Annotated in this window: 11 protein-coding genes and 5 pseudogenes; 12 read left to right on the top strand and 4 right to left on the bottom strand. The window is 61.5% G+C overall.

From position 1 onward, the window contains the following. Nucleotides 1–222: hypothetical protein (locus NKJ55_RS27990; RefSeq protein WP_352452684.1), on the bottom strand; the 222-nt coding region annotated here is incomplete at its 3' end. A 137-nt stretch (nt 223–359) separates the two neighbouring features. On the opposite strand from NKJ55_RS27990, the pseudogene NKJ55_RS27985 reads away from it, so the two are divergent. The 8 genes and pseudogenes from NKJ55_RS27985 to NKJ55_RS27950 form a co-directional block, all read left to right on the top strand. Further along, nucleotides 360–598, top strand: a pseudogene (locus NKJ55_RS27985) (leucine zipper domain-containing protein); the annotation flags it as partial. After that, nucleotides 594–1,177: pseudogene (locus NKJ55_RS27980) on the top strand (Tn3 family transposase); the annotation flags it as partial. The pseudogenes NKJ55_RS27985 and NKJ55_RS27980, both read left to right, overlap by 5 nt. A gap of 370 nt (nt 1,178–1,547) precedes the next feature. Beyond that, a pseudogene (locus NKJ55_RS27975) lies at nt 1,548–1,827 on the top strand (zincin-like metallopeptidase domain-containing protein); the annotation flags it as partial. A 733-nt stretch (nt 1,828–2,560) separates the two neighbouring features. Beyond that, nucleotides 2,561–3,769, top strand: a complete 1,209-nt coding sequence (repA, locus tag NKJ55_RS27970; protein WP_352452683.1) for a plasmid partitioning protein RepA — start codon at nt 2,561–2,563, stop codon at nt 3,767–3,769. Nucleotides 3,770–3,844: 75 nt separating this feature from the next. Further along, nucleotides 3,845–4,831 (top strand): plasmid partitioning protein RepB, encoded by a 987-nt coding sequence (repB, locus tag NKJ55_RS27965; protein ID WP_352452682.1) that lies wholly within the window; start codon nt 3,845–3,847, stop codon nt 4,829–4,831. 154 nt (nt 4,832–4,985) lie between these two features. Then, nucleotides 4,986–6,191 carry a plasmid replication protein RepC gene (gene repC, locus NKJ55_RS27960; RefSeq protein ID WP_352452687.1) on the top strand — a complete coding sequence of 402 codons (1,206 nt, stop codon included), beginning with the start codon at nt 4,986–4,988 and terminating at the stop codon, nt 6,189–6,191. Between the two features lie 89 nt (nt 6,192–6,280). Next, nucleotides 6,281–6,712, top strand: coding sequence for an antitoxin Xre-like helix-turn-helix domain-containing protein (locus tag NKJ55_RS27955; protein ID WP_352452681.1), 432 nt, complete (start codon nt 6,281–6,283; stop codon nt 6,710–6,712). Next, on the top strand, nt 6,709–7,191 hold the full coding sequence (locus NKJ55_RS27950) for an RES family NAD+ phosphorylase (RefSeq protein ID WP_352452680.1): 483 nt from the start codon (nt 6,709–6,711) through the stop codon (nt 7,189–7,191). Before NKJ55_RS27955 ends, NKJ55_RS27950 begins: the two co-directional genes overlap by 4 nt. A gap of 21 nt (nt 7,192–7,212) precedes the next feature. Here the strand turns inward: NKJ55_RS27950 and NKJ55_RS27945 are convergent. Together NKJ55_RS27945 and NKJ55_RS27940 are read right to left on the bottom strand one after the other, a co-directional pair. After that, nucleotides 7,213–7,427, bottom strand: a pseudogene (locus NKJ55_RS27945) (integrase); the annotation flags it as partial. Between the two features lie 68 nt (nt 7,428–7,495). Next, nucleotides 7,496–8,548, bottom strand: a pseudogene (locus NKJ55_RS27940) (site-specific integrase); the annotation flags it as partial. A 311-nt stretch (nt 8,549–8,859) separates the two neighbouring features. Here NKJ55_RS27940 and NKJ55_RS27935 point away from each other — a divergent pair. Continuing rightward, nucleotides 8,860–9,123 (top strand): hypothetical protein, encoded by a 264-nt coding sequence (locus tag NKJ55_RS27935; protein ID WP_352452678.1) that lies wholly within the window; start codon nt 8,860–8,862, stop codon nt 9,121–9,123. Beyond that, on the top strand, nt 9,123–9,815 hold the full coding sequence (locus NKJ55_RS27930) for a nucleotidyl transferase AbiEii/AbiGii toxin family protein (RefSeq protein WP_352452677.1): 693 nt from the start codon (nt 9,123–9,125) through the stop codon (nt 9,813–9,815). The genes NKJ55_RS27935 and NKJ55_RS27930 overlap by 1 nt, the downstream gene beginning before the upstream one ends. Before the next feature lie 41 nt (nt 9,816–9,856). Here the strand turns inward: NKJ55_RS27930 and NKJ55_RS27925 are convergent, their stop codons facing one another. Then, nucleotides 9,857–10,963 carry a tyrosine-type recombinase/integrase gene (locus NKJ55_RS27925; protein WP_352452676.1) on the bottom strand — a complete coding sequence of 369 codons (1,107 nt, stop codon included), beginning with the start codon at nt 10,961–10,963 and terminating at the stop codon, nt 9,857–9,859. A 126-nt stretch (nt 10,964–11,089) separates the two neighbouring features. Between NKJ55_RS27925 and NKJ55_RS27920 the strand changes: the two genes are divergently transcribed. Further along, nucleotides 11,090–12,046: a DUF1403 family protein gene (locus NKJ55_RS27920; RefSeq protein WP_352452675.1), complete on the top strand. Its 957-nt coding sequence runs from the start codon at nt 11,090–11,092 to the stop codon at nt 12,044–12,046. Between the two features lie 2 nt (nt 12,047–12,048). Further along, nucleotides 12,049–12,750, top strand: a complete 702-nt coding sequence (gene scpB, locus NKJ55_RS27915; protein WP_352452674.1) for an SMC-Scp complex subunit ScpB — start codon at nt 12,049–12,051, stop codon at nt 12,748–12,750. The last annotated feature ends 78 nt before the right edge of the window (nt 12,751–12,828 follow it).

Here is a 12,828-nt window from a genome sequence, read left to right as displayed (position 1 = left end):
GGCGCCGGTGAATGCAGTGAAGGGATCTGCGGGGATCTCCTGCGGCTTTTGAAGGCTAGCCTCGGTAAAGATCACGCTTGGAATTGTGAGTTTGGCGATGGACCGGCACGCCTGATCCGACGCGTTTGCCGCCAGTGCAGGCGCACATACACATATGATCGCCAAAATCAGTGCCAGCGTGCACCCGCGGTCCCGCAGCTTGAGCCCGTTAGCCAAGAACATACCCATCCTCCCTGGATGCCCCGATAGCCCGAAAGCTGATCGCATTGGTAGCTAGTTGAGCTTTCAGAAGGTTATCCATCCGGTCCGAACCGGGAAAGCTGAGGTTGTCGAAGCTTCAGTGATTCCAGGGGGACCGGATGAACATCCATAAGAATACCCGTCTGACGCCGCTCGGTCGAGAGCGAATTGTAATGCAGGTCGAGAGCGGACAGACGCCTGAGGCCGTCGCCAAAGCCGCAGGCGTCTGCCGCGGACGGCTCGCAAATGGCTCGACCGGTATCGCGCCCAGGGAATGCCAGGATTGCGGGATCGCTCGTCTCGCCCTCATCGGCTGCGCCGGCCGACGCCTCAGGCGGTTATTGCGATGATCGAGCGGCGCGGTACCTATCCCGCCACAACGCATCGCTCGCCTGCGTCGGCAGGGTGAGCGCTACTTCACCGATGGCTTGCGCGATATCAGCTCGGATCGACGCTGGGCGATCCTTGCCGTTTGCGCCGTGGAAATCGGAGGCGGCGGTCGCCGATGCCGTGGTCGAGACCCATGACCGGATCGTGGGGAAGACCTGGCGTGAGGCGAAACGACTACACGATGAACGGATTGCCGATTCAAGACAGCCGTCACGGACACGCTGCGCGCCTTCACCGCGCTGGGCGGCTTGTTGCTCGGAGCCGCAATGATGGTGTGCCGCTGGAAATGGCGGTCGCCAAATCGGCGGAGTGGCATCGACCCGATCAACTGGTCGCGACAGGCGCCCAGCTCAGCAATACGCTGGCCGACGAGCCACTGGCTCATGTCGGGCAAGGATATCTCGCTTCCGACGCTATGCACCGCGCATGTTGCGTTGCCTGAGCTCAAGGCGGCGGCCGTGGCTCAGCCCCTGGTTGCCGCTGCCATGGCGATCAGGGAAATGCGTGTGTCAACACCGGCCGCCATAGTTTCTTGCGCCCCAGTTCGGTGCTGGTCGGAGCACGATGTATCTCGACGGTATTGCGGTACTGCCCTTGGTTCGGGGGTTACTTGATCTCGGCATGTCACCCGGCGCCGCAATGGCACTCCTCGTTTCTGGGGGCGCGGTCAGTATTTGGGGCGTCCTGGCCGTTGCTTTGGTCCTTAGGCCATCAACCATCGCCCTCTTCGTGGCGCTCGCAGTTTCGGGATCATTGGTGATCGGTATGTCTTCCAGGCGCTCTGGACGTTTTTTTCGTGAGCATCGATTTCATTATGGAACCTGTCTCATGCCGATCCGCTGATCGAAAATCCGGTGAATTCTCGGGTCCGGCGCCAAGAAGGCCCCACTGAGACAGGTTGACTGTTCAGATAACGCGCCGAGCTCGCGGCATCGTTTCTGTGTGCCGACCTGGGCGCGGCGCATGATCCGCGCGACAAACACAGCCGCCTATCTGGCGAGCTGGCTCGTTGTCCTGAAGAATGACAAGAGGGCCATCATCACGGCCGCTGCGAAGGCGCAGGCCGCTGCCGACTGGATGCACGCTCAGCAGTTGCAGGTAAGCCAGCCTAAGCTGCAGGGCACGTCGCATTGGCGCCCTGTACCGACTCATTTGACGTATGCAGCGGGCGTTAAGGCCCGAACCATAATGCAATAATGCGCATCGCGAGCAGGCTCCGGGGCGGCGGCCCTTCTCAATCACGATGCGAAGATCATGTGCCAAAGCAGGTACGTCACCGCCTCGGATCAGTTGGGAACCGGGCGCGATTGGCGCCCTCGGCTCCGTTAATTGATCCCCGACCCGGAGAAGTTGCCAATCTTCACAGCATAACATTAGCGCGTAAATAATAATCTGTGAACAGCGGCCCGCCCCCGCTTGCCCGCCACAAATCGGCCCAACCCGATTGGCCCGCGCTCTCCGCCCGAGGCGCGGGCTTGTTTTCGAAAAACAAACGGACATGCTGCAATCGTCATTGCAGGACAACATCCCGGATGGGGGTGATCGACAAGGCGCCGTCCCCCTGCCCTGCCCTAGATCCGAAAGCTTCGGTGGGTTTTCTTGGCAGACATAAAGTTTCACGTGAACTCGTGTTCCCGTAGAGTGGAAGGGGTGCGCAGCACTCGTGACGGCTTCCCGCACGGCATGATGATCGGCGATATACTTTCGAAGACTGACTGGCGGCTGCAGAAAGCAGGAAATTTGTCCGCTGACAAAATCAGCAAATTGTGTAGCTTATTCAAATGCATGAATCGGATCACGTGATTCCGCTGCCGCCAGGCCGTTAACCTTTTGTTAACTTAAAATTTCTTGCCGGATCGAACGAATCGGACATAATGACGCTTGCTTAGCCTCTTTGCGGCAAAAATCGTTTTTAGAGAGTGTCGATCGAATGAACGTGAGTTCGCCCGTTCCCACGAAAATCCCGTTGCTGTTCGAGAAAAGCATTCTCGACCAGGGCGACCAGATATCGAAGAAGCTGCACCTACTCTCGATGCAGCGCTTCCCTCCCCATGCAAAGAAGAATCTTCGCTCGTTCTCGCTGGCCGAGGTTGCCACGTATCTTGGGGTCTCCCAAAGCCATCTGAAGAAACTGCATCTGGAACGCAAAGGCCCGGTGCCTGAAACCTCAACGTCGGGCAGGCGGTCGTATACTGCTGAACAGATGCTTGAGCTGCGCCAGTATCTCGACCAGTACGGGCGATCCGACGCCCGAATGTATGTTCCCCATCGGCGGCCGGGCGAGAAGCTTCAGATCCTAGCTGTGGTCAATTTCAAGGGCGGCAGCGGTAAGACCACCACCGCAGCCCACCTCGCCCAATATCTCGCGCTGACCGGGCACCGTGTCCTAGCTGTCGATCTCGACCCGCAGGCGTCGCTCTCCTCATTGCATGGGTTCCAGCCTGAACTCGACCAGACGAAATCGCTTTACGACTCGATTCGATATGACGACCAGAAGGTGCCTCTCTCGGAAATCATCAAGCCAACGAATTTCCCGGGCCTCGATATCGTCCCTGCGAACCTAGAGCTGCAGGAATTCGAATACGACACGCCTCTGGCAATGACCGACAGGTCTTCGAATGTGGGCAGGGCGTTCTTCACGCGGATCTCGACGGCATTGACGGAGGTCGACGATCGCTACGATGTCGTAGTTATCGATTGTCCGCCGCAGCTCGGGTATCTGACGATCACCGCACTGACCGCAGCGACGTCAGTGTTGATCACGATCCATCCGCAGATGCTCGATGTGATGAGCATGGGCCAGTTTCTGCTGATGCTCGGGAACATCCTCGAGCCGATCAGGGCGGCGGGTGCCGAGGTGAACCTGGAGTGGTATCGCTATCTTGTTACTCGATTCGAACCCACGGATCAGCCGCAAGCGCAGATGGTGGCGTTCCTGCATACGCTGTTTGGCGAATTCATTCTCAAGAACCAGATGCTGAAATCGACGGCGATTTCCGATGCGGGGATTACCAAGCAGACCCTCTACGAAGTTGAGAAGAATGCGATGACCCGTTCCACATACGAGCGGGCAATGGATGCGCTGGAAGTCGTAAACGGTGAAGTCGCCGACTTGATTCATAAAGCATGGGGGCGCTGACTTTTGTCCGCTGACAAAATCGAATCTTTTTCGAATGCATTCAATGGACTAGGCGCTATCTGGAGGTAGACAAATATGGCACGTAAGAACCTTCTTGCAGGCCTCTCAGAAACGGAGACCGACGACCAGGTGTCGTCTACCTCCACGGCGGCATATCCGATCCGCGGCGCTTCGAAATCTATGATCCGCTCAGTCAATGAGTTGGCAAAGCAAGCGGATGCGTATCTTGAAGGCGAGCATGTGGTCGAACTCGATCCAAACGTCATCGACGGCTCGTTCGTTTCCGACCGCATGGGCGACGACAAGGAGCAGTATCAAGAACTGCTGGAAGCGATCCGGGAGAGGGGTCAGGATACTCCCATACTTGTTCGTCCGCATCCCGGTATCGACGGCCGCTACATGATCGTTTTCGGCCATCGCCGCGTCCGAGTTGCCGGCGAACTGGGGCGGAAGGTGAGGGCGGTCGTCAAGGAGATCGACGACAAGACTCATGTCATTGCCCAGGGTCAGGAGAATTCTGCTCGGGCAAATCTCAGTTTCATCGAGAAGGCGATGTTCGCAAAGCGCCTTGAAGACTTAGGATACGACAGAGATGTCATCTCGTCGGCATTGGCCTCGAACGCCGCTGCTGTCTCAAAGATGGTGTCAGTTGTCACAAGGATTCCGGCATCTGTCATCGGCAAGATTGGATCAGCTGGGTCTGTCGGTCGCGAGCGGTGGGTCGAACTGTCCCTGCTTGTCGGCAGGAAATCCGACATGGTTACTGAAATCCAGTCCGAACCCGAATTCGGTGAGTTGGAAAGCAACGAACGCTTCGAAAGGTTGCTTGCGGCCTTGAATGCCAAGGGGAAGCCCGTTCGCAAGGCCAGTGTAAAGCCCGAGGCACAATCTTGGGCTCCTGAGGACAAATCAGTTAGCGTCAGTGTCAAGAAGGCAGGCAAGGCCGTCACGATCGCCGTGAAGGAGACAGATGGCGGCCGCTTTGGAACGTGGATTTCCGACAATCTGGGCGACCTTTATGAGGCGTTCAGGAAGTCGGAGAGGACAGCAACAGGAGACTGAACCGCAAAAGAAAAAGGCCCCCGACGGCGAACCGTGGAAGCCCTTCTCGATCTTTAGCAAGCCGAGAATCTCATTTCCGCGAATCAGTGTCAAGAGTTTTAAGCGTCGATTCGGCGGATGGATTTCTTTTGCCTAATTGAAGGCGAAGGAAGAAATGGAGACGGGTATTGCAACGACGCCCTTTGGGCGGCGGCCGATGTCGCTTGCCATGCTGGCAGCGCAAAACGAGTCACGTGAGATCCCCAAGGGCAGGGTCGTCGACAAGTGGCAGATCTACCGCAACCTCTGCGAGGGCAAAAGCATCGTCGGCATCGGCGATCGCGCCCTGGCCGTCCTGAATGCGTTGCTGTCATTCTATCCTGACAGTGAGCTGAGTGAGGAAAACGGCATCATCGTGTTTCCCTCGAACGCACAGCTGTCCCTCAGGGCGCACGGCATGCCCGATTCCACCTTGCGGAGGAACCTGGCGGAACTGGTGGATTGCGGTCTAGTCATCCGTCGGGACAGCCCGAACGGCAAGCGTTATGCCCGCAAGGGCAGGGGTGGGGAGATCGAGGAAGCATTTGGCTTCTCGCTGGCGCCGCTGCTGGCCCGTGCGCAAGAGTTCGAGGCGGCGGCCGAGCGTGTTCGCGCCGATAACAGGGCGCTCAGGCTTATGAGGGAACGCATTACGCTACACCGCCGCGATATCCAGAAGTTGGTCGAGGCGGCCGTTGAGGAAGACGTGCCGGGCGACTGGGGAAGCCTGTGGAGGCGTTTCCGCGCCATTGTGGAGACAATTCCGCGCCGAGCCCGCATTGCCGAGCTTGAACCGATAGTGGCCGATCTTGCCGCGTTGCGTGACGACGTGGATAAGCTGCTGGAAATCCATATGGAATCTACGAATCCGAGCGGCAATGAGTCCCAAAGCGAGCGGCAGCAATCTGATTCAAATACCGACTCTATTTTTGAATTTGAACCTGCTTTGGAAAAAAGCGGGTCGCCGGCCGAGCCAATAACGAGGACCGCAGAGCCGCCGAAAACCTATCCGCTGGGGCTAGTGCTGAAGGCCTGCCCCGAAATTGCGGACTACGCCGTTGAGGGGATCGGCAACTGGCGCGATTTCATGATAACCGCCGCCCAGGTGCGGGGATACCTGGGCGTTTCGCCGTCGGCGTATGAGGATGCCTGCCATGTCATGGGTCAGGAGATCGCCGCAGTGGTGATTGCCTGCATTCTGCACCGGGCACAACACATCGAGTCAGCCGGCGGCTATCTGCGGGTGTTGACCGAGAAGGCGAGGGCAGGGGAGTTTTCGGTCGGGCCGATGCTGATGGCGGCATTGCGAGCGAACGGCGTGACGGCAAAGATGACAGGGTAACCGTTGGCGGATCGGTTCGCGCTGATGCAGGGGCTTGCATGGCGCCTCATGTGAGGCTATATTTTGCCTCATATGGAATGGAGCGTGAAATGCTAGCGTTCGGAAATGTCGCCGACGTGTTGGGGCTGCCCGTTAAAGAGGTGGCGGCGCGGTCGCCTTTCGGACTGATCTCCCGGATCGAGAATGGACTTCCCATTGGGGCGCTCGAGCGCGTTGCGCATCTTCTGGCGCCTGGCGATGCTCAGTTCAAATACCGGCTGATCCCCAAGGCGACCTACGAGCGGCGCAAGATGGTACATCGCCTCTCGTCAGACGAGGGCACACGATTGGCCCGCGTGGCGCGCGTCTGGGGTCTTGCTGTCGATGTCTGGCAGAACGAAGAGGACGCGCGCGATTTCTTGTTTCGGCCGCACCCGATGATTGAGGACAAGCGACCGATCGACGTCGTTATCCTGAGCGAGTTCGGCGCCGAAATGGTTGTCGATATCCTCGGAGGTCTGAAGTACGGCAGTGCTGCGTGACGGCGCAGACTCTCGATCGCACGCTATCGTCCTTTCGCATCGGCGATCCGGCCGGCACCTACCCGATCTTCGACGCGACCGGCTCGACAATGGCGCCAGGGCGATGGAACACGCCTGGAAGTCCTATCATCTACACCAGCGAGCATTATTCGACGGCCCTGTTGGAAAAGCTGGTGCATGGCAGCGGCCGACTGCCGCCCAACCAGCACTACATCGAAATCATGATCCCGCGCGGGCTGAGCTACGAGGTCTTTTCGCAGCCGTCACTGCCCGGCTGGGACACAATGCCGGCGACGGTGAGCAAGGGTTTTGGCGAAACCTGGTGTTTAGAACGGCGCAGCGTCATCCTGCTGGTGCCGAGTGTCGTGGCGCGTCTCGATAGCAATGTGCTGATCAATCCAGCGCATCCGGAGTTTTCAAGGATCCAGACGAGTCTCCATCAGCCCGTCTACTGGGACCGGCGGCTGTTTGGCGCGTAAGGGGAAGGGGCTTTCTGTCGCCTACAGCCTCGAGGCCTTGGTGAGATTGACACGGAACCGGTCACGTCGGCGCTGATATTTGCGTGTCATCGCCGCCGAGGTGTGGCCGAGCTGCTTTTGCACAAAACGTTCATCGACCTCGGCCGACGAGGCAAGCCCGGCGGGCAGGGAATGGCCGGAGAACTTTTGGCCCGTTCGCCTTCCGACCGGTCGCCGCGCACGCCGGCGGCAGGCGCGGCTGTCTCGGAACCAATAGTCCTGGAGCTGACGCCGCAAGCTGTGATGTGTCGGATCGATCTGCGACTCAGACGATGATCCGCGCCGCCCGCCCGAGCGTGCGCTCGGCGTCATTGTAGTAGTTGGACGCCTGCTGCACCGAGCGGTGCTGCGACTGCTGCATGGCTTCCGGCAACGGAATGCCGCGGCGGGCGGTTTCGGTGAGATAGCCGGAGCGCAGGCCGTGGGCGGAAAACGCCGCCGGGTCGAGCCCGGCCTCGGCGATGCGGCGCTTCAGGATCAGGTTGACCGCTTGCGGCGTCAGGGCGCGTTTTTCGAGGTTGCCCCAGCGATCGATGCCGCGAAACACGGCGCCCTCGCTGATGCCGGCCCGCTCGAGCCAGTCTTTTAGGGCCAGCACCGGGCGGCCGACGAGCAGCACGAAAGCATTCCCATCGGCCTGTGTCGTCTTGGTCCGGCCAAGCCGGATTTTTAGGCAGGGCAGTTTTGGCCCCTCTGGATCCTTGGGATCGGCCGGCACCGGCTCTTCCTCAACCAGCTGTTCGATCCGCAGGGACGAAATCTCGCTGCGGCGCCGGCCGCCTGAGGCGAAGGCGGTGATGAGCAGGGCGCGGTCGCGCACGTCGACGAGACGGTCGCCGGCGCAGGCTTTCAGGAGGGCGGCCAGGATGTCGGCGGTCACCGCCTTTTTGTTTTTTCGCACGCGGGGGCGGGCGCTGGCGCGCACCGCCAGTTTTATCGCGCTGTGCAGACCCGGCGCATTGAATTTTCCCTTCAGGCCACGCCAGCCGGTCAGCGTCGACCAGCTCGACAGCCGCCGGCGCACGGTAGCGGGCGCGTGCGGGCCGTCGCTGCGCAGAAGGCGGGCCGACTTCAGCGCGGCGCCCACATCGTCCGGCATGCCATGCGAAACATCGGTTTCACGCTTTGCAGGATCCCACAGGTGATGGGCGACGAACTTGATCAGCAGCGCCTCGGGCGCCGGCCAGGGGAGCGGAAAACCGGTGGCGGCAAGCGACCAGGCTTCGAGGTAGCCTAGGTCCGAGGCCAGCGCCCGCAGCGAATTCTCGCCGATGCCTTCCCTGGCGAGATGGCGCAACGTCGCGACGTCGTCGTCTGTCGCTTTTACTTCCCGATTTCAATTGAAGCCGTAAGCTGAAATTCGAAACCGCCGTTTACACCTTACGGCTTCAAGCGCGGGAAGGGGACCTTCAGAGCCTTTGGGTGAAGTCGACGCGGAGCCGATCGCGCCCTGCAGCTTCGTGAGGGCGGGACGTGCCGGAGTCATGCTTCCGAAGATCGTTCGCAGCCGGCCGAATGCTGCTCGATCCCGCGCGCTTCTGTAGCTCGATTGTGAGCCTCCCGAGCCATTTGCAATGCCCGAGTCTGGCAGCTTGTGCCCCATCCACGAATTGACTATTTTGCATGACTATGAGTGACCATCTGGCCTTGGTTCTGACGACAGTGAACGCGCCCTACAGCGAACAGCTCGACGGCGTGGGGCTGGCTCATTGTCTTTCAGATCTAGATCTGGCGAAGCAGTATCCTGGGCAGGTCAGTGCCTTCCTTGGAGAAGTGCCTGTCGAGCAGCAGATGGAATTCGCCGCCGCGCACCAGATAGCGGTCGATGATCTGAAGGCTTTCGCGGCCCATTTCTCTGCCTGGTCCGGCGAGAGCTATCAACTCGCTGCCTGATGATCGAGGTCTATAGCCGTCGTCCGTCCGAATGGCGGCGGCTTTTCGCCATTGCTGCCGATCTGATCGACCAACTCCGGGAGAAGGCCGGAGGTTTTGAATTCGAATGGTCGTTTGGCGGCGGCACGGCGATGATGATCCAGATCAACCATCGCGAAAGCCACGACGTCGATATCTTCCTCGACGACCCTCAGCTACTCGGCTTCATTGACCCATCCAAGAGCCAACTGAGCTTCAGCACGGGTCCTGCCGCATATGACAGCGACGGGACGAGGTTTCAGAAATTCGCGTTCGAGGGCCTGGGCGAGATTGACTTCATCGTGGCCGGGGCCTTGACCGGGACACCTTTCGAAAAGCGAGAGGTAGAAGGTCGTTCGGTATGGCTTGAGACCATTCCCGAGATCATTGCCAAAAAGGTTTATTACCGAGGCGCGGAGGCCAGACCGCGGGACATCTTCGATATCGCAGCCGCCGCGCGATCGCATCGAGCCGGCGTTGTCGGTGCCCTCCGGGCATTTCCGGATCCTGTCGCTCGAACAAGAGAGCGGCTTGCAGAGCTGAATCCGGAGTTCGTCAGACGGACGATCGCACAGCTCATGATCATGCCAGACTACCAGGAGATGGCTGCTGATAGCCTTGCCGTTGCAACAGCCCTGCTCGAAGAGGTGCTGTCAACAGCGACATCGTCCTGACCAGCGCCGGCAGCCGGTTTCAAGCGGGGGAGGGGGCTTTGCTAGAGCCCTGACGCCTTGGTGAGGTTGGTCCGGAACCGATCGCGCCGACGCTGATATTTGCGCGTCATCTCGGCCGAAGCGTGACCGAGCTGCTTCTGGACGTAACGTTCCTCGATGTCGGCCGAGGAGGCGAGGCCGGCGCGCAGCGAGTGCCCTGAGAACAGCAGCTCACGTTCCCCTTCCGGAAGATCGGAGCGGACGCCCGCGGCGAGTGCGGTCTGCTTGACCAGGCGGGCGACATGCTTGTCGGAAAGCCGCTCGACGTCGACCTTCTTGTTGTCCTTGAAGATGCGGCGGAAGAGAGGGCCTCTCGCGATGCGGCCGAAGCGGATCCAGCTCTCGAGCGCGACGACGGGGCAGGATTGATCGCTGGAGCCGCGTCCGACCTCGACTTCACGCCAGCCGGTCTTGCCGCGCAGGGTGACCAGCACGCCCTTGTCCGGAAAAATCTCGATCCAGCCAGCGCCATCACTATTGTCGTCGCGGACGAGGTCGAGGCCGACAATTTCCGAGCGGCGCAGCCCGCCGGCGAAGCCAAGGAGCAAAATAGCGCGGTCGCGCAGGCCGCGCAGATCATGGCCGAGCGTCGCGATCATGGCGATAAGATCGTCGCCAAGCACGGCCTCTTTTTGCCGCGGTGGCCTTGCGTGTTTGCGGCGAATACCGGCGAGGACGGTGGCGATATGCCGATCCGCGCGGTCCATTGGCAAGCCGCGCTGGGTAAAATTCCAGGCAAGGCCGGAGAGGCGCCGCTCGATGGTGGCGACGGAGAGCGGCGGCAGGCTGCGTTTCGGATCACCGGCGGCGGTGCCCGAGGCACAAGCGCCGATGTAGAGACCGATGACCTGGCTCGACGGCGGCATCGGCTCAAAACCTTCGCGGCGGCACCAGGAGGAAAAGTGCCGCCAGTCCTTGGCGTAGGCCTCGCGCGTGTTTTCGGAGCTGGCGGCGTTGGCGTAGCCTGTCGCGGTCTCGACGAGGGCTTCCAGCCGCGTTGGCGATGTGCCCATTGCCATCACCAGATCGACGATGTCGGGCAGGTCACCATCGGGACCGTTGTCAGCCGTTCCGTCGATTTTGGCGGGCTTTTGCCGGGGATTTTCCATGATTTGTGAGGCTATTGCCATATGTCCGATAAGGCAAGCTTATCGGACATAAAAGCGTTGCGACAGGCTGTGCGCTTTGCACCGGATCGCTAGCGAAAAGCGCACGATGGCGTTATCGTCCCCGCCATGATTCGTCCCGCCATGTCGCCGATTCCATCGACCTGCGAGCCGCCCACCGTGCCCGGCTGGGCGACCCAGCGCGGGTCGGTGACGAGCGATGCGGAGGCCGCCTTCATAGCCGGCGCGGCATTGCATGCGCTCGACACTCTGGTGCGCGAGGCGCCGCCCTGGGCCGGCGCCTGGCGCCAGCGCCAGGCGTTGAAATGCGCCGCGGCCGCCGTGCGCCTCGCCGGCCGCGCCGAGGACGAGGCGGCGCTGCGCGACGCCTGGCATCTGCGCAGCCCAGGCGACGATCCCGGCCCCTCCGGCGCCATTTTTGCGGCATGGAAACGACTGGCCTCACGCTCGCCGGCGGTCGACGCCGACGGCCTGCGCGGAATCTGCGACTTGCTCGGGGTCCGCTGGGATGGCGCGCTGGCGACCATCCCCGAACGCATGGACGATCTGCTGCGGTCCGCGCCGCCGGCGCCGTTCATGGCCGCCGCCATCGCCGGGCACGTCCACGCCGCGCGGCCGGAGGCGGCGTTTTTGGGCTGGTGGCTCGCCGACCTGGCGCTGGCGCAAAGATTGCGCTGGCCGCGGCCGGTGCCGCTCCTGATGGCGCAGGTGCATTCGTCAGCCTTTCGCACCGAGGGCGCACGAGGCGCAAAAATACGGCCGGGGGAGCAAAAGTTCGAGCGGGCGGTCTGCCTCGCGGTCGCGCAAGCCTCGGTGGAGGCCTGCCGGCTGGCCGCCGACATCGCCCGGAACGCCGCCCGGCTTGCCGCGGCGGCGCCCAAGCTCAGGGCGAAAGGGGCGGGGGAGGCGATCGGGTTGCTTCTCGACGAGGACGCCGTGCCCGGCTCGCTGCAGACGCCCCATCTGTCGCGATGGGGCGCGCGGCGCCTGTTCGAGCGGCTGACCGGTCTCGGCGCGGTGCGCGAACTGTCCGGCCGCGCCACCTTTCGCATCTACGGGCTGTGATGATGGCGGCGCGTCCGACGAAGGCTCGCCGAGAAAATGGGGATGGGCAACGACTGTTGCTTGACCGGGATCTCGACCACCTGCCGCCGGAGGTTCGGTGGCGTGAATGGATGGGGCGGGTCGAGGCGGTCATTTTCGCTTCCCACCAGCCGGTGTCGCGGGAGGTTCTTGCGCGGATGGTGGGCCGCGACTGCAATCTCGATCTTCTGATCGACGACATCCGCGCCGAACTGCGCGGCCGGCCCTACGATCTGGTGGCGGTCGCCGACGGCTGGCAGCACCGCACCCGGCCGGCTTTTTCAGACGCTATCCGCGCCGCTTCGGGCGTCAGCGAACAGACCGTCGACCTGTCGCAATCGGAAGCGCTGGTGCTGATGACGGTGGCGTATTTCCAGCCGATCACCCGCGCCGAGCTGTCCGGTTTTTTCGGCCGCGAGATCAGCCGCGACCTCATTGGCAATCTGCGCGGCGCCGGCTTCATTGCTTCCGGACCGCGCGCGCCGCAGCCGGGGGCGCCCTACACCTATGTGACGACGAAGACCTTCCTGTCCCACTTCAGCTTCGAGACGCTGCGCGATCTCCCCGACATGGAGAAGCTCGAGGACGCCGGCCTGCTCGACAAGGCAAAACTGCTCGCCGACTTGTCCGGCGCGCTCGGCATTGTCAGCGAAGACGCAGAGGCGGAGGAGCACGGGCTGCCATGACGCCACCGCCATTCGGGGAACACACGATCCGTGCCCTCGCCACCGAGGAATCCTTCGCGCGCGGCAAAAGCTACTTTC

The organism is Mesorhizobium sp. M0106 (genome assembly GCF_040322715.1).
Taxonomy (GTDB): domain Bacteria; phylum Pseudomonadota; class Alphaproteobacteria; order Rhizobiales; family Rhizobiaceae; genus Mesorhizobium.
This window is presented reverse-complemented; position numbering and strand designations above follow the sequence as displayed.

What these genes read in the sequence shown, in the direction of transcription:
- repA (WP_352452683.1), top strand. Translation starts at nt 2,561, where the DNA reads ATGAACGTGAGTTCGCCCGTTCCCACGAAAATCCCGTTGCTGTTCGAG.
- repB (WP_352452682.1), top strand. Translation starts at nt 3,845, where the DNA reads ATGGCACGTAAGAACCTTCTTGCAGGCCTCTCAGAAACGGAGACCGAC.
- repC (WP_352452687.1), top strand. Translation starts at nt 4,986, where the DNA reads ATGGAGACGGGTATTGCAACGACGCCCTTTGGGCGGCGGCCGATGTCG.
- NKJ55_RS27955 (WP_352452681.1), top strand. Translation starts at nt 6,281, where the DNA reads ATGCTAGCGTTCGGAAATGTCGCCGACGTGTTGGGGCTGCCCGTTAAA.
- NKJ55_RS27935 (WP_352452678.1), top strand. Translation starts at nt 8,860, where the DNA reads ATGAGTGACCATCTGGCCTTGGTTCTGACGACAGTGAACGCGCCCTAC.
- NKJ55_RS27930 (WP_352452677.1), top strand. Translation starts at nt 9,123, where the DNA reads ATGATCGAGGTCTATAGCCGTCGTCCGTCCGAATGGCGGCGGCTTTTC.
- NKJ55_RS27925 (WP_352452676.1), bottom strand. Translation starts at nt 10,963, where the DNA reads ATGGAAAATCCCCGGCAAAAGCCCGCCAAAATCGACGGAACGGCTGAC.
- NKJ55_RS27920 (WP_352452675.1), top strand. Translation starts at nt 11,090, where the DNA reads ATGATTCGTCCCGCCATGTCGCCGATTCCATCGACCTGCGAGCCGCCC.
- scpB (WP_352452674.1), top strand. Translation starts at nt 12,049, where the DNA reads ATGGCGGCGCGTCCGACGAAGGCTCGCCGAGAAAATGGGGATGGGCAA.